Below are 25,603 nucleotides of genomic sequence, written 5' to 3'. Positions count from 1 at the left end.
TCCCTCAGCTACGTGACCGATCGAATGTAACACGCCCAATGTCACATGGCGAGGGACCGATCCAGGACCTTGGTCTATCACAGATCGTGACCTCGTCCCATGCCCCGAGCGCGGCCCGGCGACGGACAGTAATACCGGTGGCGTCACCCCTGTCCCGGGGTGACGCCACCGGTCCGGAGAGCACACGACCTGGGGGAGAAATGACCCAGCAGTACACGCAGTTCCAGCCGCACCCGCAGTTCCAGCCGCCCAAGAAGAAGCACACCGCCCGCAACATCTTCCTGGCCCTCACAGCAACCTTCGTCCTCTTCACCGGCGGCTGCGCAGCCATCGTCCTCAGCGCCGGCGACGCCCTCGACGACGCCACCAAGCAGACCAGCGGAACGACTGGGTCCGCGCACGCCCCGAGCGCTCCGGCGAGCAGCGCCGCCAAGCCGCCGGCGACGACCGAGAGCAACGCGGCCGATGAGAGCACCGTCGCGAAGATCGGCGCGACCGAGTGGTTCCGCTACGACGACGGCCTCCAGGTCCAGGTGACCAAGCTGACTCGTTTCAGCAAGGGCGTGATCGCGACCGTCACCATCAAGAACGGCACCAAGCAGACGGTCGACGTCGACCTCACCAGGGTGCGCGCGACCGGCGGACCGAACGGCGAGGAGGCCAAGCAGGTCTTCGACATGGATCAGAACCTCGGCCTCGGATTCACCGGCACCATCCCGCCAGGCCGCACCAAGACCGCGCGGTACGGCTTCGAAATCAGCAAGGCGCAGCAGAGCCAGGTCGGCATCGAGGTCGAGCCCGGCTTCCTCGACTACGAGTCCTCGCACTTCGAGGGCGGTATCAAGTAGCCATCACCCCCACGCCCGCTCCGGACCCCGACCCGGAGCGGGCTCACCGGGTCACGTACTCCGTGGGGTTGAAGTGGCGGGTGAGTTGGCGGAAGCGGAAGGTGAAGGAGGGCCAGAGGGTCGTGTTGCGGCCTTCGGCGTCGAGGTACCAGCTGGTGCAGCCGCCTCGGGTCCAGACCGTGTTGCGCATGGAGCTCCGGACGTTGTCCACGAAGGCTCGCTGGACCTCTGGGCGGACCTCCACCTCGGTGATGCCGGCCGCGTCCATCTTCTGCAGGGCGTCGAGGATGTAGGCGATCTGGGACTCGATCATGAACACCATCGAGCTGTGGCCGAGGCCGGTGTTCGGACCGATCAGCAGGAAGAAGTTCGGGAAGCCGGCCACCGCGGTACCGAGGTGCGCCTCCATCCCGCCCGACCACGCCTCCCGCAGCGTCAGGCCGTCGCGGCCGTGCAGCAGGTCCATCACCGGCAGGTCGGTGACCCGGAATCCGGTGCCGTAGATGATCGTGTCGACCTCGTGCTTCACGCCGTCCTCGGTGACGATCCCGGTCGGCGTCACCTCGGCGATGCCGTCGGTCACCACCTCGACGTTCGGCTGGGCGACGGCCGGGTAGTAGTCGTCGGAGATCAGCACGCGCTTGCAGCCGAGGGTGAAGTCGGGCGTCAGCCGGGCCCGGAGTTCGGGATCGCGGATCTGGTGCGCGAGGTGTTTCTCGGCGACCTTCTGCGCCTGCTTCATGATCCCGGGCAGCTTGGCGAACCCGAGCACCATCGACTCGCGGCCCCAGTAGATCCCGGCCCGGACCGCCTTCTGTACCAGGGGAAAGCGCCGGTAGATCGCCTTCTCGGCCGCGCTGATCCTGCGGTCCGGCCGCGGCATCACCCACGGCGGCGTCCGCTGGAACAGGTGCAGTTCCTCGACCTCGGGCTGGATCGCCGGCACGAACTGGATCGCCGACGCGCCGGTCCCGATCACGGCCACCTTGCGCCCGCTCAGGTCGAGCTCGTGGTCCCACTCCGCCGAGTGGAACACCTTGCCCTCGAACGCCTCGATCCCCGGCAGCTTCGGGTACGACGGCTCGGCGAGCGGGCCCATCCCGGACAACAGCACGTCGGCCGAGAACACGCCCGCACTCGTCCGGACCAGCCAGCGCCCGTCCTCCCACGCGGCCGACTCGACCGCGTGACCGAAGCGGATGTGCGGCCGGACCCCGAACGAGTCGGTCACCTGCCGCAGGTACGCCTCGATCTCGGGCTGCGGGGAGAACGTGCTCGACCACTCCGGATTCGGCGCGAACGAGAACGAGTACAGGTGCGACGGCACGTCACAACGGCACCCCGGGTACGTGTTGTCGCGCCACGTCCCGCCGACGTCGTCCGCGCGTTCGAGGACGACGAAGTCGTGGTACCCGGCCTGCTTCAGCCGCACCGCCATCCCGATCCCGGCGAACCCGGTGCCGATCACCACGATCCGGTGATGCTGTCGCTCGGCCGTCATCGCAACCTCCGCCGTCGGAAGAACTTACTCCCAGTAAGTTACTCGGGGTCAGTTAGACTCCGCAAGTGACCTCGACCACGGACGACGCAGTACCGGTGAAGCGCCGGCGGGACCGGGCGGCGCGGGAGCGGGAGATCCTGGACGCGGCCGAGCGGATCTTCGGCGAGCGGGGTTACCAGGGCACCTCGATGGACGAGGTCGCCGCCGTCGTCGGGGTCTCGAAGCCGCTGATCTACCAGTACTACGGGTCGAAGGACGGGCTGTTCCTCGCCTGCCTGAGCCGGCTCCGCGCCCAGCTCCTCGAGGCTGTCTCGGACGCGGTACTCGCGGCCCCCGATGCGGAGGAGGCGATGTACGCGGGCTTCGTCGCGTGGTTCGCGTTCCTCGACGAGCACCCGCGAGCGTGGTCGGTGATCGTCGACGAGGGCATGCTGTCCGCCGGTCCCGCGGCCCAGGCCGCCGACGAGGTCCGCGCCGACTTCGTCGAGCTGATCGCGACCATGGTCCGCCTCAACCTCCCGCCCGGCCGCGCGACCGACGAGGAGGAGATCCAGATCGTCGCGCAGACCATCTCGGGCGCCACCGAGCGACTGGCGATCTGGCGCACCCGGAACGACAACTCCCCCACCCCGGAGAAGGTCGCCCGCACCCTGCAAGACCTGCTCTGGCAGGGATTGCGCGCCCTCCGCGAGAGCTGAACCGGACGCCCACCACTCACCAACAGCGCTCATCGGCTCGCCTTCCGCCTGGCACCAGGACCATCAGCAGCCTCTGGCCGTGCTTGGTGAGTGCTGCAGGTTCAGAGCCAGCCGTTGTCCAGCGCGATCCGGGCCGCTTCCGCGCGGGTCCGGGCGCCGGTCTTGCCGATCGCCGCCGAGAGGTGGTTGCGGACGGTCCCCTCCGACAGGTGCAGTTCCTTCGCGATGTCGGCGACGGTCCCGCCTTCGCGAGCGGCACGGAGGACGTCGGACTCGCGCGCGGTCAGCGGGCTGATCCCGGCCACCAGCGTCTCGGCCGCCAACGACGGATCGACGACCCGCAATCCCTGCTGCACCCGGCGGACGGCGTCGGCCAGCTGCGCGGCCGGGGTGTCCTTCACGACGAAGCCGGCGGCCCCCGCCTCCATCGCGCGACGCAGGTAGCCGGGTCGGCCGAAGGTCGTCACCATCAGCACCCGCACTCCCGGAACCGAGGACCGCAACGCGGCGGCCGCCTCGATCCCGTCCAGGCCGGGCATCTCCACGTCGAGCAGGGCCACATCCGGTTTCGCGGACCGCGCGGCCTCGATCACCTCGTCACCGCGGCCGACCTCGGCGACCACCTCGAGGTCGGGTTCCAGGTCGAGCAACGCGGCCAGGGCCCCGCGGACCAGCGCCTGGTCGTCCGCGATCAGCAGTCGGATACTCACGGTCCCACCCTGACAGCCAGCCGGAACCCGTCCTCCGGCGACTTGCCGACGTGCAAGCTCGCGCCCACCTGGTCGGCGCGTTCCCGCAATCCGATCAGCCCGTGCCCGTTTGCGCCGCTACCCGAGACCGGTCCCTTGCCGTCGTCAAGGACCTCGATCTGTCGCGCCCCTACCTTGACGGTCGCCTTCTTCGCGCCGGAGTGCCGCACCACGTTCGTCACCCCTTCCCGGACGACCCAGGCGAACAACTCGCGGTTCTCCTCCGGGACCTCGTCCACGGTGGTCGGCAGGTCCGCCCGGATCCCGGCCGCCTCCAACGCGGCCCGGGCCGCCACCAGCTCGCCGGCCAGGCTCAGTTCCCGGTACCCCGCGACCGCCGCCCGGACGTCGGCCAGGGCCGCGCGGGCGAGCTGTTCCACGTCGGCCACCTCGGTCGCGGCGCGCTCCGGGTTCGCCTGGATCAGCCGGCCGGCCAGCTCGGCCTTCACCGTGATGACGGTCAGTGAGTGGCCGAGGATGTCGTGCAGGTCGCGGGCGAACCGGTTCCGCTCCTCCTGCACGACCAGCTCGGCGAAGTCCTGCCGGGCCACCGACAGCTCGATACTGCGCTGGATCGCGCGCCGCATCCCGAACACGGCCAGTGCGCCGAGGAAGATCGCGAACCCGTAGCTGCCGTCGTCGGTCCAGCCCGGGACCACCCGCATCGCGAGTTCGGCGCCGCCCAGCAGACTCAGCGTGACCCCGACCGCCACCGGCAGCGGGAGCGCCATCATGCCGACGGCGCTGATGTAGACGAGCGTGGTGAGGGCCGTCTGATCGGCCGCCGGCACCATCACGAGCGCCAACGCGAGCAGCACCGCGAGGTACGCGAGCCGCTGCCACAACGCCAGCTCGCCGGCCCGCAGCCCGACCTGCCGGATCCAGACGAAGAAGCCCATGTACCCGGCCGCGAACAGCAGCAACGCGGCGATCCCGACGATCCGGGTCAGGCCCTCGCTGTGCTTGGCCATCTCCTGCAGCGGACTGGCGAGGTAGAACAACCAGATCCCGGCCGCGAGCCAACCCCACGGACGCGGCCGCTGCTGACCTCTCTCCGCCAGAGCGTCCAGCAGAGTCGGCGTGCTCTTCACAGTTGTCACGCTACTTCTTCCAGATCACGCCCGCGCGGTGTCCGCACGGAACCTCCGCAGCCCGATGAACCCGAGCACGAGCGTCCAGCCGAGCACCACGAGCAGCGCCTTCACGTCCAGGCCGCTCTCGGACAGCGCACTGCGCGAGCTCAGCCCGGTCCAGTACGCCGGGGTCAGACGGGCGATGTCGCGCATCACGGCCGGCATCTGCTCGACCGGCAGCCACAGTCCGCCGAACGCCGCGATCAGCATCGTGGTCAGTCCGGTGATCGGCTGCACGCTGTCCGGCTTGGCGACATACCCGATCACCAGGCCGAGACCGGCGAACGGCAGCGCACCCAGCCAGGACACCAGCCCGACCGACAACCACTGACCTGCGCTCAGGTGGACGTGCCCGATCACCATGCCGGCGACGAAGACGACGAGCAGCGGCGGAATCGCCAGCAACAGCGACAGGATCACCTTGGTCGCGACGTACGCCTGCGGCTTGAGCGGGGTCAGCCGGAGCGTCCGGTTCCAGCCGCCGTCCCGCTCGGCCGCGATCACCCCGCCGCTGCTGAGCGCGGCGTTCATCGAGCCGAACATGGCCATGCTGACCATCACGTACGCGATCGCGGAGATGCCCGCCTCGGTGTCGCCGCCCTGCAGTGTCGCACCGAAGATCAGGAAGAGGACGACCGGCATCAGCACCGCGAAGATCAGCACGCGCCGGTTCCGCAGGGTGCGGCGGATGTCGAAGAGCAGGTAGTCGAAGTTCATGTGAGCGTCTCCTCTTCGGCGCTGAGGGCTTCGGTGCTGAGCGCCAGGACGGCGTCCTCGAGGTCGGCCGAGGTCACCTCGATGTCGTGGGCGGGAGTGCTGGTCAGCAGGTACCGCAGGGTGTCGTCCGAGTCCGCGCACTGCAGCAGGACCACGTCGCCCCTGGTCTCCACGGTCCGTACGCCGGGCAATGACGCGAGCGTGGCGAGGTCGGCCCCGGGGACGGTGGCCCGGATCGTCCGGCCGGACACGCCCGCCTTGATCTGCGCGGCGGTGCCGTCGGCAACGATCCGGCCGTGCCGCATCAGCACCACCCGGTCGGCGTACGAGTCGGCCTCCTCCAGGTAGTGGGTCGCGAACAGCACCGTCCGGCCGCGCGCGGTCTCGGCATGCATCGACGCCCAGAAGTCCCGGCGCGACTCCACGTCCATCCCCGTGGTCGGCTCGTCCAGCACGATCAGGTCGGGCTGCGGGATGATCGCCATCGCGAACCTGACCCGCTGCTTCTGCCCGCCGGACAGCCCCTTCATCTTGCGGTTCGCGAGATCCTCGATCCCGGCGCACTGCAAAGCATCGCTCACCGGCAGCGGGTCGTGGTGCAGCCCGCCGACCAGGTTGAGCAGCTCGCCCACCTTGGCGTCCTCGATGATCCCACCGCTCTGCAGCATCACCCCGACCTGCCCGGCCGCGATCGCGTCCGTCGGCGACGCGCCGTACACCTGGACCGTGCCCTGGTCGGGCCGGACCAGGCCGAGCAGCATCTCGAGCGTGGTCGACTTCCCGGCACCGTTCGGCCCCAGCAGCGCCACGACTTCACCCGACCGGATCGTGAGGTCCACCCCAGCCACGGCCTGTACCTCGCCGTACCTCTTGGTCACTCCGTTCAGGGTGACCGCAGTCGTTGTCGTCATACCGGCAAGCCTGCTGTCCGGACCGTGACGACCCTTCGGCCGAGCGTCACGACGTACCCATGACATCCGTCAGATGTCGGGTGCCTCCGACTGACGCGTCCGGGTGATCGCGATCGACGCACCGACCACGCAGACCATGCCGAGCAGCTGGATCGCGCCGAGCCGCTGGTGCAGGACGACGAACCCGGCGATGGCGCCGACCGCCGGTTCGACGCTCATCAGGATGCCGAAGACGGCCGGGCGCATGTTCCGGAGAGCGAGCGTCTCCAGCGAGTACGGCAGGACTGACGACAGCAGCGCGATCGCGAGGCCGGCCAGCAGGATGCGGGGGTGCAGGAGTTCGGCGGCGCCCGCGGTCGCGAGCCCGATCGGTACCGTGATCGCGGCGGCCACCACCATCGCCAACGCGAGCCCGTCGAGCTGCGCGAACCGGCGGCCCGTCTCGGCGCTGAGCAGGATGTACCCGGCCCAGAGCGCACCCGCCGCAGCCGCGAACCCGACGCCGAGCCAGTCCACCTGGCCCAGCTCGTGCCCGTTCACCAGGACCACGCCGACCGCGGCCGCGAGAACGGCGACCAGGTCCTTGCGCCGGCGCGACATCGCGGCCGCCAGCCCGAGCGGCCCGATGAACTCGATCGTCACGGCGACCCCGAGCGGCAGGCGTTCCAGCGAGAGGTAGAAGCAGAGGTTCATCAACCCGAGCACGATGCCGAAAGCAACCACGGCCCCGAGGTCCCGCCGGCTCCGCCGCCACAGCGAGGGCCGGGCGATCAGGAGCAGCACCGGAAGAGCCATCGCCAGCCGCAGCCCGACAGTCCCCGGAGCCCCGACCCGCTGAATCAAGGTCGCCGCGAGCGCCCCACCGAACTGAACCGAAACGACCCCACCCAGAACCAGCCCCGTCGGCGGCACCCGCAGCGAACCCACCCCCAGATCACACCACGCCCACCCGCGGCCGATGCCATCCACCTCGGCACCAGCTGGTGACTACGCCGCGGTAACAACTGGTCCTCAGCGCCTTCGTCCGCCGCTCGGGCACGGAGGCGACGCCCCGCGTCTGGCACGGAGAGCTCGGGCTGCTTAGGGTGGAGTTCGGTGAAGGGGGGCTTGTGATGTCGATCGAGCAATTCAGTCCGAAGGGACGCCTGGCGGACACCGGTGAGGGGATCACCGGCGACGAGCTGCAACTGGCGGCGCGCAACCACGGGATGCCGCTGGAGGCACTCCGGTACGACCTGACCCCGCCCGGTCTGCACTACGTGTTGGTGCACTACGACATCCCGCTGACCAACGCGGCGACCTGGCAACTCACGGTGGACGGTTGCGTCGAGCAACCATTGTCGTTCGGACTGACCTCGCTCCGGGCGATGGGCCGCAAGACCGTCCGCGTCACGCTGGAATGCGCCGGCAACGGCCGAGCCACCCTGCATCCCCGCCCGATCAGCCAGCCCTGGCTGACCGAAGCGGTCGGCACCGCCGAGTGGACCGGCGTACCGCTCGCCGATCTCCTGCAGGCGGCCGGGGTCCGCGAGGACGCGGTCGACGTGGTGTTCACCGGCGCGGACCACGGGGTCGAGCGAATGGTCGAGCAGGACTACCAACGCGGCCTCACCGTCGCCGAGGCGCTCGACTCCGGCGCGATCGTCGCCTGGGAGATGAACGGCATGCCGCTCCCGCCCCAACACGGCTATCCCCTGCGCCTCGTCGTCCCGGGCTGGTACGGCATGGCCAGCGTCAAGTGGCTGCGCTCGATCGAGCTGATCGACCACGAGTTCGACGGCTTCCAGAACTCGGTCGCCTATCGCCTCCGCACCGAAGCCGGCGAACCAGGCGTGGCCGTCACCCGGATCGAGCCCCGCGCCCTGCTAGCTCCGCCAGGGCACCCGGACTTCATGTCCCGCCACCGCTTCGTACCGTCGGGCCAGGTCACCCTGCAGGGCCGCGCCTGGTCCGGGTGGGCGCCGATCGACCGCGTCGAGATCAGTACCGACGCGGGCCTCACCTGGCACGACGCCAAACTCGATGCCACCAGCAACGAAGACCTCGCCTGGCGCGCCTTCTCCTACGACTGGCAGGCCACCCCGGGTGAGCACGTCCTCACCTGCCGCGCCCACGACGAGAGCGGCCGCACCCAACCGATCGAGGCTCCGTGGAACCGCGGCGGCTTCGCCAACAACAGCGCGCAGCGCCTCACCGTCCTGGTCACCTGAATCCCGCGTGTCGCAGGCCGGCATCCCCGTCGCCCGGTCACATGATGGAACTGGGCAACGCACGCATCTCGAGCAGGAGAAACGGGCGATGAACGGGACTGCATTGCATCTGCACGCGCGGATCTTCCGGACCGGCACGGGCTGGTACGCCGATGTCGACGACGAACTGGATCCGCAGCCGGACAACCCGCAGTGGTGTGGGCTCTATCACTCGCATCGAGCCGCCATCGACGCCGCGTGCGCGCACATCGCCGCCCGGAACCTCCACCGCATCCAGCAACTCGGCACCCCGACGCTGACTGCCTGAATCGCTACGAGTCACCCTGGAGACGAGCTCGGGCTGCTTCGATGTCGGGGACGTGTTGTTCGGCCCAGAGCCGGACGGCGCGGAGTGGGATGAGCAGGGAGCGGCCCAGTGGTGTCAGGGCGTACTCGACGCGAGGCGGGTTCTCGTCGTACTCGTGCCGGCTGATCAGGCCGTCGGCTTCCAGGGACCGCAGGGTCTCGGTCAGGACCTTCGGGGTGATGCCCTGGATGTGCGCCTTCAGTTCGGTGAAGCGGCGAGGTCCGTCGTCCAGGGCGTTGACGACGAACACGGTCCAGCGGGCTCCGATGCGGTGCAGCACGGTGCGGCTCGGGCAGGTCGCTGCCATCACGTTGTACGCCTTGCCCATCGGTGCTCCCGGTTCCGTTGTAGATACCGGTATCAAATCCATACCGTGGCTCCCAAGTCTACGAGAGGGAGTGACACACATGGAGCGGATCCTGGTCATCGGCGGTGCACGAGCGCTCGGCGCGGCCGTGGCGAGGCGTGCGGTGAAGGACGGGTACGACGTGGTTGTCGGTGCGCGTGACCTGGCGGCGGCCGACGCGCTGGCGCGCAAGATCGGCGCCACTGCGATGCGGATCGACCTGCAGGACGAGTCGACGATCGGCGCCGCGGCTGAGCGGCTGAAGGACGGAATCGATCACCTCGTGACGACCGGTTCGGCTCCGCACGACGTTCGCACGGCCGAGCTGGATCGCGACAAGGTGGTGGCCGCGTTCACCGCCAAGGTGGTGGGCCCGCTGCTCGTCGCCAAGCACTTCGCCTCGGTCCTGCGGCCGACCGGGTCGATGGTGATGTTCTCCGGCGTCGTCGGCTGGCGGCCTGGGCCGGGCTCGCTGGTCAAGGGGATCACGAACGGTGCGGTCGAGTACGCCGCGCGCCACCTGGCCGCGGATCTCGCTCCGGTGCGGGTCAACGCCGTCTCGCCCGGTGTCGTGGACTCGGGCGCCTGGGATCGCCTGGGTGAGGGCAAGGCCAGGTTGCTGAGCAGGAGCGCCGCCGGCACGTTCGTCGGACGCCACGGCGAGACCGAGGACGTCGTCGACACGGTGATGTGGCTCCTCCGCGCGGGCTTCGTCTCCGGCGAGACGATCCACATCGAGGGCGGCGCCCGCCACAAATCCGCCTGACACCTGGTGTCGCGCGTCGGCCGGCCGACATCGTGCAGGCGGCATTCCGGACCGCCGCCCCTACTCGGGCTCGTTCTCGGCGTGGCCTCCAATCTTGAACGGGGTGGTGGTTCCTTCGTACATCAGGTGGGTCATCAGACCTTCGCTGGCGTGCGGGAGGTTGTGACAGTGGTCCATCCAGAGGCCCGGGTTGTCGGCGAGGAAGGCGATCTCGTACGTTTCGTCGTCGCCGACTTCGAGGGTGTCGACCCACCACGGGGTACCGGTCGACGGGGTGCCGTTGCGGGACAGGACGACGGCGTGGTGGCCGTGCAGGTGCATCGGGTGGGCCTGGCCGGAGGTGTTGCTGATCGTCATCCGGACCACGTCGCCCTCGGCCACCATGAACATCGGCACGTCCGGGAACTTGTGCCCGTTGATGGTCCACCACAACCCCGGTACCCCGTCGAGGAACCCGGGTCGCCGGCCGATCCGGTACTCGAACGACCGGTCAGCCGCCTTCGGATCAAGTCCAAGGGGTGCCGGTGTCCCATAACTCAACAAGTCAACGGTCCCCGACGGCAACGCATCACCCGGTGGATCCATTCCAGCCGGCGCGAGACCCAGCGAAACCCCGCCGGCTTCCAGTCGCACACCCCCGGCCGGCACGGTCACCTCGAAGTCGGCCCGAGCACCGGCCGCCAACGGAAAGGCGTCCGTCACCGGCGTGGGACCGTTCAGCTCCCGACCGTCCACGGCCACGACCCGGTACGGCGCGCCCACCAACCCGACCCGGACCAGCGCGTTGTCCGTGTTGATCACCCGAACCCTCAACAAGGTGCCTGCAGCAACATCCTGGCGCGCCGATCCGGTCCGCCCGTTGAGGGTCCGGCGGCCGTCGTAGGTGTGGATCGCGGCCACCACGTCCTTCGGCGATCCGCCGATCACGATCGTGCCGAACAACCCGTTGCGGACCTGTTCGCTCGACACCTGGTGCGAGTGGTACCAGTACGTGCCCGGCTCGTCGGCGACGAAGCGGTACACGTGCTTCCCACCCACCGGTACCGCGTCCTGGGTGACTCCGGCGACACCGTCCTCGGCGTTCGGTACGTCGATCCCGTGCCAGTGCAGCGTGGCTCCGTCCGCGACCGACTCGTTCACCAGGGTCACCTGGACGAGGTCACCGACGTCGGCCCGGATCAGCGGACCCGGGGACGTCCCGTTGAGCGTGTACCCGTCGACCGTCTCACCCGACGCCAGCGTGACCTTCTGCTTCCGCGCGACCAGGGTCGCCGTGACGTCCGGTACGCCGTTCGCCGGGCCGGCCAACTCGGTCACGCTCCGGGCACCGTGGTGACCACCGTGATGCCCACCCGGCGCGGAGACCGGCCCGCCTCCGTGGTCGGCGTACCCCATCTCCGCGGCCGAGTACTCGTCGGGGACCAGGCTGGTCGCCCAGAGGTACGCCAGCGGCACCAACACCGCCAGCGTCACCCCCAGAGCAACCAGCCGATTCCGCACCCGGGACTTCCGCCTCGGCCGATCACCGGCCGCCAACTCCGCGGCCGAGGGGGACTCCGGACCTGGGTCGTCAGCCATGGGTCGCGGCCGGGTCCGCCGCGGTCCGGCTCACCGACCCGGACGCGCTCCGGGACGCGGCTCCTGCGACGCCTGCGATCGCCAGACCGTTGATGCCGTGCAGCACGCCCAGCGCCGGGAGTCCGAAGGACACCACGGCCAGCGCGAACTGCAGCGCCACCAGCCCGACGACCACGCCGGCGAGCATCCGCCCGCGCGGTACGTCAGTCAGGAAGGACACGATCAGGAACACCAGCGCCAGCAACCCGATCACGCTGCCCGCGATGCTGTGGTAGCTCTGGCCGAGGTTGCTGTAGTCGGCCCCGATCGTGGCGCCGTCCTCGGCGTCCCCGGCGATGGTGAACCCGGCCAGCGCGATCGACGCGACCTGGAGCACCACCGCCAAGGCGATCAGCGACGCCAGTCCCCGGTACGCCGCCCTCATGCGCGGTGCTCCTGACGGCGCTTCTTGTAGATGATCACGCCGGCCACGATCAGCAGCAGCGGCAGGATCGGCGGGTGTCCGCCGCCGACGACGCAACCGATCGACAGCAGCACGCCGAGCACGCCCAGCGCGACGAGCAGCGGGAACGGAATCCGCCCGAACGGCCCCTTCGCCGCCCACGGCGGCCGCCCACCGGCCCCACCACCGGCAGCAGCCCCACCGGAAGCGGGACCACCCGACTCGGCAGCGGTCCACGGCGGCCGCGTCCAGCCCCAAGGACCGGCCCACTGCTCCTGCCCCGAACCACCCGAGGTCGAGGCAGGACCAGAGGTACCGGCGGAACCAGCCTGGTGCTCCCCGGGAAGATCCGCGAAGAGCGCGCCCAGATCGGCGCCGGTCTTCGCCTGCAGGGCCTCGCCGACGCGCTCGGTGTGCTCGTCCGCGCTCAGCCGGCCCGCTTCGTAGTGCTCGCCCAGACGCCGGACGGCGTCCTCACGTTCCTGGTCGCCGATGCGGACCTCGCCGCCCGGCCGCTGCTCGTTCATGACACTCCTCGGTGCTCGCTGTTTCCGACTGCACCGATCGTGTCGTCCGGACCCCCGTCCCCGCGTCGCCTCGGCGGCTACACCTCACCTACTCCAAGGGGAGGCCGCTGCGCCCGGTGAAGCAGGACGACGTACTCCCCCGGGCGTACACGCACCCAGGGGAGCACTCAGGGTCGGACCGCGGTCAGGACGCCGCGGCGAGTACCTGGTTGACCTCGTCGTTGGCCTCGACCAGGTCCGCCGGGTCGGTCTCGAACGCCATCACCGAGTCCATCGCCGGGCTCATGATCGCGGTCAGGTCGGCCGCGTTCGGGCTGGCCGGGTAGGCGAACGTGGCGCCCGCGGCGACCGGTTCGAGGAACGGCGTGATGTCCCAGCCGTCTGCCTTGAACGCGGCGGTGGCGGCCGGCATGCACTCCTTCACCGCCGGGAACACCACACCCGCCTTGGCGACGATGTCCTGCGCCTGCTTCGAGCCGAGGAACTTCACCCAGGCCCAGGCCGCCTCCTGGCGGGTGGTGCCCGCCCAGATGGTGTCCGCGAGCCCGTTCATCATCGACATCCGCTTGCCGTTCGGACCCTCCGGCAACCGGGCCAGCTTGGTCTTCACCTTGCCCAGGCCGGAGTAGGCGCCCATCATCCAGGACCCGTTCGGGGTGATCCCGTACTTGCCCGCACCGAAGGTCGCGGTGACGTCGACACCGGACTTCGCCTGCGCCAGCGTCGGCATGTACCCCTTGGTGATGAGGCCGCGCCACCAGGCGATCGTCTCGGTGAACTTCGGGTCGCCGTAGAAGAACCTGGTCCCCCACGGTTCGCCCTCGGAGTACTTCCAGCCGTTCGACGCCGCGTACCAGCTCCAGCTGGTCTGGCCGTCGTTGCCGCCGCCGTCGGCGAACCCGAGACCGTGCACCTTCACGGTCTCCTTGTCGAACCCGGGCTGGTCACCGCGCCGGCCCTTGGCGTCGACGGTGAGCCGGCGGACGATCTCCTCGAACGTGCCGCCGTCCTGGGGGTTCCAGGTCATCGAGTTCAGCTGCTCGGTACTGATCCCGGCCGCCTCGGTGAACGCGCTGTTGTAGAAGTACGCCTCGGTGTCCCAGTCCTTCGGCAGGCCGTACCGCTTGCCGTCGGCACCGACCCAGCGATCGGCCAGGCCCTGCTGGTAGATCCCCAGATCGACACCGTCCTGCGCGACGAAGTCGTCGATCGGCAAGACCTGTCCCTTGTCGGCGAACAGCGGGTACTTCGCCGAGTGCGAGGTGAACACGTCCGGCGCGGTCCCCGAGATGAATCCGGTGACCAGCTTGGACCAGTAGTCGTTCCAGCCGTACTGCTCGATGGTGACCGTGTACTGCGGGTTCTGCTCGTGGAACGCCTTCGCCGCCTCCGCGTACATCGGCAGCTGCGCGGAGTCCCACAACCAGTAGATGACCTCGCCGGTACCCCGCGACGCGGCGCCGTTGTTGCAGCCGGCCACCGCGGTGGCGGCGATCCCGGCCAGTCCGGCCTTCAGCAGTGATCGTCTCGAAAGTGTCATCGGAAACCTCACTTGATCCCGGAGAAGCCGATGGAGTTGGTGATCCGCTTGGCGAACGCCAGGAACAGGATGATCATCGGCAGCGCCGCGATCAGCGTCGCCGCCATCAGCCCGGCCCAGTCCGGCGAACCCTGCGGCGTCTGCGACCGGAACACGCCCAGCGCGACCGTCAGTACCCGCACGTTCTCCTGCTGCCCGACCAGCAACGGCCAGAAGTAGTCGTTCCAGGAGTTGATGTAGGTCAGGATCGCCAGCGTCGTGATCGGCGCCGCGCTCATCGGCAGGATCAGCCCGAAGAAGATCTTCCGGTGCCCGGCCCCGTCGATCATCGCCGCCTCCTCCAGTTCCCGGCTGATGCCGAGGAAGAACTGGCGCAGGAAGAAGATCGCGAACGGGGTCATGAACGCGCCCGGCAGGATGATGCCGGCGAAGCTGTTCAGCAGGCCGAGGTTCTTGATCAGCACGAAGTTCGGCAGCGTGGTGAAGATCGGCGGCACCATCAGCGCGGCCAGGAACACCGCGAACACCTTGTCCCGGCCGGGCCAGCGCAGCCGGGCGAACGCGTAGGCCGCCATCGCGCTGAAGAACACCTGGCAGACCGTGGTGACCGTGGCCACCACCAACGAGTTGCGCAGGTACAGCCAGAAGTTGACCGAGGCACCGGATCCGCCCTGGGCCTGCGCCTCCTCGACGGTCGCCAGCCCGAGGACGCGCTTGAACGCGCCGAGCGTGGACTCCACCGGGAGCAGCGAGTTCGGGTTCCCGGCCAGCTGGGTGTTGTCGGAGAACGCGGTCCGCAGCATCCAGTAGAACGGGAACAGGGTGAGCAGCATCAGCACGATCAGGACGATCCACGCGACCGTGCGGCCCGGGTTCAGGGTGCGCCTCATGACAGGTCACTCTCCTTCGCCCGCAGCAACCGCAACTGGAGCAGCGAGACGATCGCGAGAATGGCGAACAGCACCATCGCCATCGCCGAGGCGTACCCGAAGTCGAACCGGGTGAAAGCCCGCTCGTAGATGTAGTAGTAGATCACCCGGGTCGCGTTGATCGGGCCGCCCTGGGTGGTCACCGCGACCGTGTCGAAGATCTGGAACGACCCGATGATCGTCACCACGGTCACCATCACCAGGACCGGCCGCAGCAGCGGCAGGGTGATCCGCCAGAACGTCTTCATCTCGGTCGACCCGTCCACCGCGGCCGCCTCGTAGACGTACGGCGGGATCGTCTGCAGGCCGGCGAACACCAGGAGCGCCGTGTAGCCCATGTGCCGCCAGATGTTGATCCCGGCCACGGTCGGGATCGCCCAGGCGGAGTCGCCGAAGAAGGCGACCGGGTCGATCCCGATCCAGGTCAGCGCCTGGTTCACGATGCCGACCTGGAAGTCGAGCATCCAGTACCAGACCAGCGCGACGACGACGTTCGCGACCAGGTACGGCAGCAGGATCACCGCTCGCACCGTGATCGACTTGGTCAGCCGGTACATCAGCATCGCGATCAGCACGGCCAGCACGGTCTGCAGGCCGATGTTGATCGCGACGTACTCGACCGTGACGACGAGCGCGTTCCAGAAGAACCCGTCGTGGATCATCCGCTCGTAGTTCTTCAGCCCGGTGAACTCCGGTGGCGACAGCAGGCTGTACTGGGTGAAGCTCAGGTACGCGCCTCGCAGGGTCGGCCAGATGTAGAAGACCACGAACCCGAGGGTGGCCGGGCCGAGGAAGATCAGCGCGACCTTCAGGTCCCCCAGGTTTCGTCTTTTCCGTCCGGGTGGTGCACTCGTCGTCGCGGTCAAGGGCGATCTCCTCCTCAGTCGACTGCCGTCACGTCCAGCAGGATCGCGTTCTCGGGCCACTGCGCCGGGACCTGGACCCCGACGGCGGCGAGGGTCGCCCCGTTCAGTTCCACCTGACCGCCGTCGACCCACCACGGCGCGGTCCGCGGTTCCGGCCCGGGCGTCGCGGTCCGCGCGACCCGGTACGTCCGCCGCGGGTCGAGACCGGGGAGCCGGACCCGGCCCAGGTCGGAGGTGATCGACTGGGTCAGCTGCACCGCGGAGTACACCGCGCGCGAACCGTCCTGGGCCACGACTCCGTGCAGGAGGAAGTCCTCCGAACCCCGGTCGGCACGGACCACCCGGCCGGTGTGCAGAAGCGGCCGCAGTTCCTTGTGCAGTGCGACCCACCCTGCCAGCTCCTGGCGCTCCTCCGGGCTCGCCGCGCTGATGTCCCATTCGATGCCGAAGTGGCCGAACAACGCCGTCGTCGCCCGGAACGCGAGGCTCTGGGTCCGGCCGGTGGTGTGTGCCTTCGGCGGGCCGACGTGGCAGCCGATCAGCTCCGGCGGCAGCAGCAACTGCGTGTACCGCTGGATCTTCTGCCGCTCCAGCGCGTCGTTGCTGTCACTGCCCCAGACCCGGTCGGTCCGCTCCAGCACGGCGAGGTCGACGCGGGCGCCGCCGGACGAGCAGGACTCGATCTCCAGCCCTGGGTGCCGCTTCTTCAGCTCGTCGATCAGCCGGTACAGCGCGAGCGTCTGCTCGTGGATCCCCGCGGTCCCGGTCAACTGGTTGCCGCCGTCAACGAAGTCGCGGTTGTGGTCCCATTTCAGGTACGAGATGTCGTACTCGGTCAGGAGCGAGTCCAGCCGCTCCAGGATGTAGTCGTAGGCCGCCGGGATGCCCAGGTTCAGGCCCTGCTGGTGCCGCGCGGTCGGCGGCATCCGGTCACCGGTGGCGAGGATCCACTCGGGGTGCTCGCGGGCCAGGTCGGAGTCCGGGTTCACCATCTCCGGCTCCACCCACAGACCGAACTGCAGGCCGAGTCCGGTGACGTGGTCGACGAGCGGGTGCAGGCCCTTCGGCCAGATCCCCTCGTCCACGTACCAGTCGCCGAGGCCGGCGTGGTCGTCGCGGCGGCCGCGGAACCAGCCGTCGTCGAGCACGAACCGCTCGGCCCCGACCTCGGCGGCCGCGTCCGCGAGCGCCTTCAGCTTGTCCAGGTCCAGGTCGAAGTAGACCGCTTCCCAGGTGTTCAGCACGACCGGGCGGTCCGTCGTCGGGTGCGTCGCCCGGGCCCGCAGGTACTGGTGGAACCGTGCGGACACCGCGTCCAGTCCGACGCCGTACGACCCGTAGATCCACGGAGTGCTGTATGTCCCCTCCGACTCCAGCCGGCCCTCACCAGGCAGCAGGAGCTCGCCGCCGCCGATCACGGCGTACCCGCTCATCCCGCGCTCGGCGTACGACCGGTGGTTACCGCTCCAGGCGGTGTGGACGGCCCAGATCTCGCCGGTGCCGAAGTCGAAGCCGCGCGTCCCCGCGATCAGCAGCAGCGTCGCGTCCGCGCCGGTCCGGCCGCGCCGGTTGTCGCGGACGTGCGCCCCCTGCGTGAACGCGTGCCGCTGCGGGTGCCGCTCACCGATGTGTCGGCCGGTCATGTCGAGCAACTCGGTCGCCTCGGTCGGCACCGGCAGCGCGAGCACCAGCCCGTCGACGGTGTACGCCGAGTCGCCGGTGTTGGTCAGGTCCGCCTTGGTCCGGACCAGCCCGGAGTCGGTCAGTTCGATGTGCAGGGCAACCTTCAGCCCGGCCACCGGATCGGCTGCCTGGACGGTCACGCCGTTCTCGGCCTGCGCGACCGACTCGAGCTGGAACGCGGCGGAGAAGTCCTTGCCGTCGCGGTGCCCGGACAGTCCCGGCAGGCCGAACCAGCCCGCGGAGTACTCGGGGATGATCGCGACCGGCTGGTTGTCGTCGAGCCCGTTGCCGGCCTGGACCGCGCCGGCCCCGCGCCGCAGTTCGAGCAGAGCGGGTTCCGTCAGCTCGCCGAGATCGGCGCCCCAGTGGAGGACGGAGGGGAGGGCCGGCCCGGAGCAGTCCAGCACGAGGCTGACCCCTCCGGCGCGGAGCTGCAGCACCTTGATGTTCGACACTGTTGATTCACTCTGCTTTCTGATTGATTTCAGGACGGAACTAAATACCCTGATACGCCGGATGTCAATGCTTCACGAAGTTAAGTAAATACGCCAGCCCTGTAGGCGGCCTTCTACAACGAAGGAAACGGCCGGCCACTGTGCGTGGCCGGCCGTTCTCAGGGGCGAGTCAGCGGGTAAGGCCCGCCCTCCGGACCGATCGGAGCCAGCCGTCGACCCTGGTGACATCCGGTACCGCAGGAAGCACGGTCTTCCGCAGCGCCTCGTCCAGTTCCGCGTGCAACGACAACCGCCAGCGCTCGACCTCGTCCCACGGGACCATGCCGGCCCTGATCGCGAGCAGCCGGTCGCGGTCCGGGCCGACGTCGACGGCCAGCTCGCCCTCGGTCAGCAAAGTACGGGCCGCGAGCAACAACCGGATCAGGTGCATGACGTGCTTCCACTTCGGCGCCCCGTCCCGGCGGAAGTCGGCCTCCAGCTTCTTGAACTGGCTCAGCACGTACCCGGAGTACGTCTGGTATGCCAGCTGGGACAGGAAGGCGCGCCGCAGTCCGACCAGTTCCTCACCGAGTGGGGTCTGGGTCACCACGAGCGGCGAGTGCAGCACTTCGAGCAGATTCGGGTTCGCCTTCAACGCGAGTTCGCAGAACCGCTCGACCTCCCAGGAGAACCACTCCGGCTCCGGCCCGTCCACGTGCGTCGGGGGCTTGGCCAGCGACCAGAACGCCTCGGTCGGCGCGACGTAGACGCCGCGGGTATCGGTGTCGGACTCGTCCGTGGCCAGCCCGAACGCACGCGACCCGACGACCGCCGCGTAGATCGTGTGCTCCCGCACCAGCCGATCCCCGTCCGGCGGCTCGACCGCGATTGCCTCGTCCTGGTACGCCGCGCGCAGGCTGAGCTGATCCCGCCGCGCGTCCGCGATCCTCCCGTCGACCAGGTGGATCTCGTACTGCCCGTCACGCGTGATCCCGCCGACCCGGCCGGTGGCGCCGCGTTGCGCGACCCCGTCGGCCCGATCCGGTCGCGCGACCCGGAGAACGACCTGCGTCCCGACCGGCAACTGCGGTCCCTCGACACCCATGCCGCCCATGCTGCCGGACAACCGGACCTCCACCACTCACTAACCTCTCACCTCCCGCTGTCCGCCGCCTCCCTTGGGGTCGCGGCGGCGGAATTGCGGTGGTTGGTGAGTGGTGGAGGTCCGCGGCGGCGTATTGACAAATGAAACTGTCAATATGAAGCTGGGCGCATGAGGTTGCTGGAGGGGCCGGACGAGGTGCGGGCGGCGTTGTCGCCGTTGCGGCGGCAGTTGCTGGGGCTGTTGCGGGAGCCTGCTTCGGCGACCCAGCTCGCGGCGGCGCTGGAGTTGCCGCGGCAGCGGGTGAACTACCACCTGAAGGAGCTGGAGAAGGCCGGGCTGGTCGAGCTCGTCGAGGAGCGGCAGCGGCGCGGCTTCGTCGAGCGGATCCTGCGGGCGTCGTCGGCGGCGTTCGTGGTGGACCCGTCGGTGATGCAGGGCGAGTTCACCCGGATGCACGACCAGTACGCGGCCGAGCACCTGGTGGAAGTTGCCGCGGGCACCGTTCGCGAGGTGGCCCGGATGCAGGGCGAGGCGGACGCGGCCGGGAAGCGGCTGCTGACGTTCACGGTGGAGGCGGAGGTGCGGTTCGGCGAGCCGGGCGACGTGCACCGGTTCACCGACGAGCTGGCCGCCGCCGTGCAGGACGTGATCGACCGGTTCGACACGTCCGGGGGCAGGCCGTACCGCCTGGTCGCCGGCGGCCACCCGGCACCCCGCGGTACCGACGAGGCCGGATCGAAGACGAACGAAGGGGACGCAAGGTGAGCGAGGAGACGCCGAGGATCGAGGTGACCGTGGCCGCGCCCGTCGAGGCGGTCTGGCAGGCGCTGCGGGACAAGGAGAAGATCCGGCACTGGCACGGCTGGGAGTACGACGGACCCGAGGGCGGGCTGGAGCAGGAGATCGACCTGATCTACTTCAGCGACTTCAGCGAGGACCCGGGGGCGCACGTGCTGCAGCTTCAGGGCGAGAAGGGTGGCGACCGGTTCGAGGTGGAGGCGGTCGAGGGTGGCTCGCGGGTCCGGCTGACCCGGGCGCCGCACAGCGACGACCCCGAGTGGGACGCGTACTACGACGACATCACCGAGGGCTGGACGACGTTCCTGCAGCAGCTGCGATTCGCGCTCGAGGCGCATCCGGGTGAGGCACGGCGGACGCTCTTCTACTCGGGGACGGCCGGGGAGTCGGCAGCGGCCGCGCTGGGGATCACGGCGCCGGTCGGAGCTCCGTACGCGCTGGACCTGGCCGGCGAGAAGGCGACCGGGCGGGTGTGGTTCCGGTCGGAGCACCAGGTCGGCGTCACGGTCGACGGTTGGGGCAACGGGTTGCTCGTGCTGAGCCACACCGCGCCGGGCGAGCAGAAGCCGGCCGGCGCCGAGATGGCGGTGCTCACGCTGTACGGCGTCCCGGACGACGAGCGGGCCACGATCGACGAGCGCTGGCGGACGTGGTGGACGCCGCGCTTCCCCGAGGCGAAGGGCTGACCGCACTGCGGTAGCGGTGAGCTCGAGGCTCACGTGGCACCACGGTGACAGTGCGCAAACTTGTCAGCACGCTCGGTCTGGTGCCGGCGGTTACCGGCAGGTATGTTCGCGCTGCACAGTGGCTGCCACGGGGTCCGAGCGGCCGCTGACCTTCGGCGAGAGAGGCCTTCCGCCCATGAGCCTGCGCAGTCGTCGTCTGTCCATCGCCTCCGCTTCCCTCCTGCTGACCACCGGCGCCCTGGTCGCCACCGCCCCCGCGGCCCACGCCGACGGCCCGGGCACCGGTACGCCGTACGTGGTGACCGTCGGCGATTCGTACATCTCGGGGGAGGCCGGTCGGTGGGCCGGCAGCTCGAACAACTCCGAGACGCCCGCCGACGCACTCGGCGCGCACGCGTACCACGACAACGCCGCCGGGACCGGCGAGCAGATCGCGAAGTGCCACCGCAGCCGGTCCGCCGAGGCGTACATCGGCGGCGGCGTCGGTGGGATCAACCTCGCCTGCTCCGGCGCCCGGACCACGACGTCGGCCGGGAACGACTTCAAACCCGGGCTCGACTTCTACGACAACGGCGCGGGCCGGCAGGGTCAGGCCAAGCTGCTGCAGCAGTTCGCCACGACGCACAACGTGCAGCAGGTGGTCGTGTCGATCGGCGGCAACGACTTCAACTTCGCGTCGATCGTGACGTCCTGCGTGACCGACTTCCTGACGTCGCCGTCGTGGTACCCGGACTACTGCAAGGACGACTCCTCGGTGGTCGCGAACTTCACCGCGGCCAACATCACCGCGGTCCGGGCCCGGATCGCGGCCTCCTTCCAGAACCTGCGGACCGCGATGCGCGCCGCGGGGTACGCCGACAACACCTGGACGTTGCTGGTCCAGACCTACCCGTCCCCGATCCCGTCGGCGAGCGGGTTCCGGTACGGGCAGAGCGGGTTCACCCGGCAGAGCGTCGGCGGCTGCGGCTTCTGGAACGCGGACGCCGACTGGGCCAACGCGACCGCGCTCCCCACGATCAACAACACCGTCCGCGCCGCGATCGGCCAGTCCGGCCTGACCAACACGCGGGTGCTCGAACTCCAGTCCGCGTTCAACGGCCGCCGGCTCTGCGAGAAGACGGTCGGCCTGTACGAGGAGGTGGGCCTGTCCTCCTGGACGCAGCCGGCCGCCGTCGACAAGACCGAGTGGGTCAACCAGATCCGCACGGTCACCACGGTCGGCTCGAACTACTACCTCCAGGAGTCCCTGCACCCCAACTACTGGGCCCAGCTCGCGACCAGGTCCTGCGTCCGCCAGGCCTACACCCAGCACCGCGGCGGCACCTGCACGATCGCCGGCACCGGCCTCGTCAACGGCGAACCCAGGATGACCTTGAACTGACCTCCCAGGGAGAGCTAGTAGCGGTTCTGCCCGTAATACTGCAAGGCACGAACGACGTCCTGCCGCTTTGCTTTCAAAGGACCGAGCGGGCAGGCCGCTACAGCTTCAAATGCAGGGACGTAGTAAGCGCCGACACCCGCCTTGGCAAGCGGCGGATACACGGTGGCGTACCGCGTCCAGGCGACAACCGCAAGGTTGCCATCGACTCGGGTGACGTCCACCCGATCGATTAGTTCCCACGGTAGCCACGCGTTGCTTTTGGCGAAGAACACCTGGATCCCGGCCATACCGATCTCCAACCGAATCGGTCGCATCGCCATCCGCCACAACTTGACGACCAATATGACTTCGATGCCGAGGCAGCCAAACGCAGCCAGCCGCCACAGTCCGTCGCCGAAGATCACCCCGAGCGAGGTCAAGGCCGCGAGCATCATGTATAGAGCGACAGCAGTCCAGTACATATGCTGACGGCCCTCGAAGACGACATACCCGGATGATGGATTTCCTCGCCGAGCCTGAAATGGATCCCATCCAGGGACTCGAAGCTCAGGGCCTACCGACTCAGACTCCGCCTGTTCAGGTCGCGGGTCTATCCGGACTGTTGGCCGCTCAACCGCAGCAGATGTCCTGAGGATTCGCACCATCGTCATCTGTGTGTAGGCGCGGCCGGTGAAGGACGCTTCGTCACGCAGGATCGACAAGAGTTCCTGAGGCGAGATTTCTTCAGCCAGCATGGCCTCGACGTGCTCCCGGTCGAGAAGAATAAGCTCCAGTCGTTCGCCTTGAAGCAGGTCTGCGAGCGCCTCATCGGTGTATCCGGCCATGGAGACGAAGATGCCGTACGTACCGCCGAGCCGCTGGCGCAGGCGCTTCTGCAATTTCGCCAGATGACCGGTGTCAGCCTTCGCCTGCGTCCACTTCGCTTCGAGGATGAAGCGGGCGTCACCGATCACGAAAGCGACGTCGATCTCGCCAGCGGATCGCTGATCGGCCCTCGACTCGATTCCGTAGCTACGCAGCAACTCCGCGAGCCAGCCATTGAACCTCTGCCCTCGAGCCTGCGGCGTCATCCCGCCAGAACGATCCCGCAATGCCTGGTACGCCGTTCGCAGGTCTTCTCGAGCGGCGAATGACATAGCCGAATTTTACCGACGTCGCGGTCCAGCGTAAGCGCTGACATCCAGCCGAATGTGGCTGCCCGCACGCCTCGGCGCAGCTAGTTGGAACCCAGACTGCTGTTGGGCGACCCACTCCCATGCCCGCTCGGGACCGGCAGGACTCCGAGGCCGTCCAGGGCCACGGAGAGAACGTGTTCGCGCTGGGCGGCGGTGGCGAAGTCGACCCCGGCGATCCCGCTGGCCAGCCGCATCACGTCGTCGATCGTCACGTCGGGACGGACCTGGCCGCTCGCCTGTGCGCGGTCCAGCAACGGCCCCCCGGCCTGGTACAGCGCCTGCCGGCACGCGTCATAGGTGGCGGACTCGCGGTTCAGGCCGGCGGCGAGGGGCCGCTTGGCGCCGATGTACTCGACGAAGCGGTGCAGCCAGACCGACAGCCCCTCCCACGGGTCGAGGTCCGCGGACTCCTCCGCGGTCCGGCAGACCGCCTCGACCTCGGCGATGTAGACGTTCTCGATCAACTGCTCGCGGGTCGGGAAGTTCCGGTAAAGCGTCGCGATGCCCACTCCGGCGCGGCGCGCGATCTCCTCCAGCGCCACGTCGGCGCCCTGCTCGGCGAAGGTCTCCCGAGCCGCCTCGAGGATCGCGTCGTAATTGCGTGCGGCGTCGGCGCGGTGAGGCCGCGGCAGGCGTAGGGGGGTCAGGTCGATCACTGCGTTCTTCTCCTCGCCGAACTTGAAAGTGGAGGGTACCTATCACTATAGTGATAGGTACCCTCCAGATAACTGGAGGCTCGCTCTCAGTCTAGCCCGGTCGGGCAGAAGGAACCCAGTCATGACCACACCGATCGACTCCGCGGCCCGCCGCGGGATCGCGCTCGCGCTCATCCTCGGCTGCCAGCTGATGATGGTGCTCGACACCTCGATCATCACCACCGCACTCCCCCACGTGCAGCGTGAGTTCGGCTTCTCCGAGGCCGGCCTCTCCTGGGTGCAGAACGCGTACGTCCTAGCCTTCGGCGGCCTGCTCCTGCTCGGCGCCCGGGCCGGCGACCTGCTCGGCCGCCGCCGCGTCTTCGTCGCCGGAGTGGCTCTGTTCACCCTCGCGTCACTCGGCGCCGGGCTCGCGCTGAACGCCGAATGGCTGGTGCTCGCCCGAGTCGCCCAAGGGCTCGCCGCGTCGCTCGCGATCCCGTCCACGCTCGCCCTGCTGGTCGCCAACTACCCCGACCCGGCCGGCCGGACCCGCGCGATCGCCCTTTACAGCGCGGTGATCGGGGCCGGTGGCAGCGTCGGCATCGTCATCGGCGGCGTCTTCACCGACCTGCTCTCGTGGCGCTGGGGCCTGCTCATCAACGTCCCGCTCGGGATCGCGATCGTCGCCCTCGCGTTCCGCTTCCTGCCCGAGACCGAACGGCGTACCGGGGTCTTCGACCTGCCTGGCGCGCTGACCTCGACGATCGGGATGAGCTCCCTCGTCTTCGGCTTCATCGGGGCCGCGGAGAGCGGCTGGGCCGACCCTGTGACCGTCGTCTCGTTCGTCCTGGCCGCGGTCCTCCTGGTCGCCTTCGTCGTGGTCGAACGCCGCGCCGCGCAACCGATCACCCCACTGCGCCTCTTCGCCAACCTCGAGCGCTCCGGCGCGTACGCGGGCCGCGTCCTGATCGTCGGCGCGACCTTCTCCACCTTCTACTTCCTCAGCCAGTACCTGCAGGGCGTCCTCGGCCTGAGCGCTCTGGCCACCGGATTCGCCTACGTCCCGATCACCGGCATGTTCTTCGCGATGGTGTACGTCGTCCGCCCGCTGCTCAACCGGCTCGGCCGCCCGGCCCTCCTGATCGCGTCCCTCGTCGTCGCCCTGGCCGGGATGACCTGGCTGACCCGCGTTGACGCGCACTCGTCGTACTTCCCGGACGTCCTGCTGCCCCTCCTGGTCCTCGGGGTCGGCCAGGGCATCGCGATCATCCTGATGACCCAGTCCGGCGTCGCCGGAGTCGAGGCAGACGACGCGGGCGCCGCCTCCGGGCTCGTCAACGTCGCCCACCAACTCGGCGGCTCGCTGGGCATCGCGATCCTCACCATTGTCTTCACCGCCCACACCAACCGCGCCGAGGGTTTCCGCGCGACCTTCACCGGCGCGGCGATCTTCTACGTGATCGCGATCGCCCTCGCGGTGGCGATGTTCCTCGGCACCCGCGCGGCCACTCGGACCCGGCCGGCCCAACCAGCCGCGGTCGCCGCGAAGTAGAACCAGAACAGGGCCCCGGCAGCTGATCACCGCTGCCAGGGCTC

General features: G+C 69.1%; 26 protein-coding genes. 9 read left to right on the top strand and 17 right to left on the bottom strand.

The features are described 5' to 3' along the window. The first annotated feature begins 200 nt into the window (after positions 1-200). Positions 201-848, top strand: a complete 648-nt coding sequence (locus tag FB561_RS17050; RefSeq protein WP_145807815.1) for a DUF4352 domain-containing protein — start codon at positions 201-203, stop codon at positions 846-848. Between the two features lie 43 nt (positions 849-891). Here the strand turns inward: FB561_RS17050 and FB561_RS17045 are convergent, their stop codons facing one another. Then, positions 892-2,349, bottom strand: a complete 1,458-nt coding sequence (locus FB561_RS17045) for a flavin-containing monooxygenase (protein WP_145807813.1) — start codon at positions 2,347-2,349, stop codon at positions 892-894. A 65-nt stretch (positions 2,350-2,414) separates the two neighbouring features. Here FB561_RS17045 and FB561_RS17040 point away from each other — a divergent pair, with 65 nt between their 5' ends. Then, positions 2,415-3,047, top strand: a complete 633-nt coding sequence (locus FB561_RS17040; protein ID WP_238334865.1) for a TetR/AcrR family transcriptional regulator — start codon at positions 2,415-2,417, stop codon at positions 3,045-3,047. Between the two features lie 101 nt (positions 3,048-3,148). Here FB561_RS17040 and FB561_RS17035 read toward each other — a convergent pair whose 3' ends face one another. From FB561_RS17035 to FB561_RS17015, 5 genes are all read right to left on the bottom strand, one after another. After that, complete coding sequence (locus tag FB561_RS17035; RefSeq protein ID WP_145807812.1) at positions 3,149-3,757, bottom strand: response regulator transcription factor; 609 nt, start codon at positions 3,755-3,757, stop codon at positions 3,149-3,151. After that, positions 3,754-4,887: a sensor histidine kinase gene (locus tag FB561_RS39000; RefSeq protein ID WP_145807810.1), complete on the bottom strand. Its 1,134-nt coding sequence runs from the start codon at positions 4,885-4,887 to the stop codon at positions 3,754-3,756. The genes FB561_RS17035 and FB561_RS39000 overlap by 4 nt, the downstream gene beginning before the upstream one ends. 24 nt (positions 4,888-4,911) lie before the next feature. After that, a complete protein-coding gene (locus tag FB561_RS17025; protein WP_145807808.1) occupies positions 4,912-5,646 on the bottom strand; it encodes an ABC transporter permease in 735 nt (244 codons plus the stop codon). Then, positions 5,643-6,557 carry an ABC transporter ATP-binding protein gene (locus FB561_RS17020; protein WP_202880638.1) on the bottom strand — a complete coding sequence of 305 codons (915 nt, stop codon included), beginning with the start codon at positions 6,555-6,557 and terminating at the stop codon, positions 5,643-5,645. Before FB561_RS17020 ends, FB561_RS17025 begins: the two co-directional genes overlap by 4 nt. 69 nt (positions 6,558-6,626) lie before the next feature. After that, positions 6,627-7,352, bottom strand: coding sequence for an EamA family transporter (locus FB561_RS17015; RefSeq protein WP_420371345.1), 726 nt, complete (start codon positions 7,350-7,352; stop codon positions 6,627-6,629). A gap of 317 nt (positions 7,353-7,669) precedes the next feature. Between FB561_RS17015 and FB561_RS17010 the strand changes: the two genes are divergently transcribed. Beyond that, complete coding sequence (locus tag FB561_RS17010; protein ID WP_145807802.1) at positions 7,670-8,767, top strand: sulfite oxidase; 1,098 nt, start codon at positions 7,670-7,672, stop codon at positions 8,765-8,767. An 88-nt stretch (positions 8,768-8,855) separates the two neighbouring features. Further along, on the top strand, positions 8,856-9,074 hold the full coding sequence (locus FB561_RS17005; protein ID WP_145807801.1) for a hypothetical protein: 219 nt from the start codon (positions 8,856-8,858) through the stop codon (positions 9,072-9,074). Positions 9,075-9,078: 4 nt separating this feature from the next. Here the strand turns inward: FB561_RS17005 and FB561_RS17000 are convergent, their stop codons facing one another. Next, positions 9,079-9,441 (bottom strand): winged helix-turn-helix transcriptional regulator, encoded by a 363-nt coding sequence (locus FB561_RS17000; RefSeq protein ID WP_145807798.1) that lies wholly within the window; start codon positions 9,439-9,441, stop codon positions 9,079-9,081. A 79-nt stretch (positions 9,442-9,520) separates the two neighbouring features. Here FB561_RS17000 and FB561_RS16995 point away from each other — a divergent pair, with 79 nt between their 5' ends. Beyond that, positions 9,521-10,225 (top strand): SDR family oxidoreductase, encoded by a 705-nt coding sequence (locus FB561_RS16995; protein ID WP_202880637.1) that lies wholly within the window; start codon positions 9,521-9,523, stop codon positions 10,223-10,225. A 60-nt stretch (positions 10,226-10,285) separates the two neighbouring features. Here FB561_RS16995 and FB561_RS16990 read toward each other — a convergent pair whose 3' ends face one another. The 8 genes from FB561_RS16990 to FB561_RS16955 form a co-directional block, all read right to left on the bottom strand. Beyond that, positions 10,286-11,803 carry a multicopper oxidase family protein gene (locus FB561_RS16990; RefSeq protein WP_145807795.1) on the bottom strand — a complete coding sequence of 506 codons (1,518 nt, stop codon included), beginning with the start codon at positions 11,801-11,803 and terminating at the stop codon, positions 10,286-10,288. Beyond that, complete coding sequence (locus FB561_RS16985) at positions 11,796-12,227, bottom strand: hypothetical protein (protein ID WP_145807794.1); 432 nt, start codon at positions 12,225-12,227, stop codon at positions 11,796-11,798. The genes FB561_RS16990 and FB561_RS16985 overlap by 8 nt, the downstream gene beginning before the upstream one ends. Continuing rightward, positions 12,224-12,772, bottom strand: a complete 549-nt coding sequence (locus FB561_RS16980; protein WP_145807792.1) for a DUF1707 SHOCT-like domain-containing protein — start codon at positions 12,770-12,772, stop codon at positions 12,224-12,226. Before FB561_RS16980 ends, FB561_RS16985 begins: the two co-directional genes overlap by 4 nt. A 184-nt stretch (positions 12,773-12,956) precedes the next feature. After that, a complete protein-coding gene (locus tag FB561_RS16975) occupies positions 12,957-14,312 on the bottom strand; it encodes an extracellular solute-binding protein (protein WP_145807790.1) in 1,356 nt (451 codons plus the stop codon). 8 nt (positions 14,313-14,320) lie between these two features. Beyond that, positions 14,321-15,202 (bottom strand): carbohydrate ABC transporter permease, encoded by an 882-nt coding sequence (locus FB561_RS16970; protein ID WP_145807788.1) that lies wholly within the window; start codon positions 15,200-15,202, stop codon positions 14,321-14,323. Further along, positions 15,199-16,107: a carbohydrate ABC transporter permease gene (locus tag FB561_RS16965; RefSeq protein WP_238334864.1), complete on the bottom strand. Its 909-nt coding sequence runs from the start codon at positions 16,105-16,107 to the stop codon at positions 15,199-15,201. The genes FB561_RS16970 and FB561_RS16965 overlap by 4 nt, the downstream gene beginning before the upstream one ends. A gap of 14 nt (positions 16,108-16,121) precedes the next feature. Next, positions 16,122-18,245: an alpha-galactosidase gene (locus tag FB561_RS16960; RefSeq protein WP_145807786.1), complete on the bottom strand. Its 2,124-nt coding sequence runs from the start codon at positions 18,243-18,245 to the stop codon at positions 16,122-16,124. 169 nt (positions 18,246-18,414) lie between these two features. Next, positions 18,415-19,365: a nucleotidyltransferase domain-containing protein gene (locus FB561_RS16955; RefSeq protein WP_238334863.1), complete on the bottom strand. Its 951-nt coding sequence runs from the start codon at positions 19,363-19,365 to the stop codon at positions 18,415-18,417. A 132-nt stretch (positions 19,366-19,497) separates the two neighbouring features. Between FB561_RS16955 and FB561_RS16950 the strand changes: the two genes are divergently transcribed. The 3 genes from FB561_RS16950 to FB561_RS16940 all read left to right on the top strand — a co-directional run bounded on the left by FB561_RS16950 (position 19,498) and on the right by FB561_RS16940 (position 22,194). After that, complete coding sequence (locus FB561_RS16950; RefSeq protein WP_145807783.1) at positions 19,498-20,094, top strand: winged helix-turn-helix domain-containing protein; 597 nt, start codon at positions 19,498-19,500, stop codon at positions 20,092-20,094. Beyond that, positions 20,091-20,813: an SRPBCC family protein gene (locus tag FB561_RS16945; RefSeq protein WP_145807782.1), complete on the top strand. Its 723-nt coding sequence runs from the start codon at positions 20,091-20,093 to the stop codon at positions 20,811-20,813. The genes FB561_RS16950 and FB561_RS16945 overlap by 4 nt, the downstream gene beginning before the upstream one ends. Before the next feature lie 175 nt (positions 20,814-20,988). Then, positions 20,989-22,194 carry an SGNH/GDSL hydrolase family protein gene (locus FB561_RS16940; protein WP_170284688.1) on the top strand — a complete coding sequence of 402 codons (1,206 nt, stop codon included), beginning with the start codon at positions 20,989-20,991 and terminating at the stop codon, positions 22,192-22,194. Positions 22,195-22,208: 14 nt separating this feature from the next. On the opposite strand, the gene FB561_RS16935 is transcribed toward FB561_RS16940, so the two are convergent. Both FB561_RS16935 and FB561_RS16930 read right to left on the bottom strand, forming a co-directional pair. Next, a complete protein-coding gene (locus FB561_RS16935; protein WP_145807780.1) occupies positions 22,209-23,330 on the bottom strand; it encodes a restriction endonuclease in 1,122 nt (373 codons plus the stop codon). 80 nt (positions 23,331-23,410) lie between these two features. Beyond that, positions 23,411-24,025, bottom strand: a complete 615-nt coding sequence (locus FB561_RS16930) for a TetR/AcrR family transcriptional regulator (RefSeq protein ID WP_145807779.1) — start codon at positions 24,023-24,025, stop codon at positions 23,411-23,413. Between the two features lie 121 nt (positions 24,026-24,146). Between FB561_RS16930 and FB561_RS16925 the strand changes: the two genes are divergently transcribed. Then, positions 24,147-25,559, top strand: coding sequence for an MFS transporter (locus FB561_RS16925; protein WP_202880636.1), 1,413 nt, complete (start codon positions 24,147-24,149; stop codon positions 25,557-25,559). Positions 25,560-25,603: the final 44 nt, after the last annotated feature.

The organism is Kribbella amoyensis (genome assembly GCF_007828865.1).
GTDB lineage: Bacteria > Actinomycetota > Actinomycetes > Propionibacteriales > Kribbellaceae > Kribbella > Kribbella amoyensis.
The sequence above is the reverse complement of the archived record's forward strand: the minus strand, read 5'-3'. Positions and strand labels throughout refer to the sequence as shown.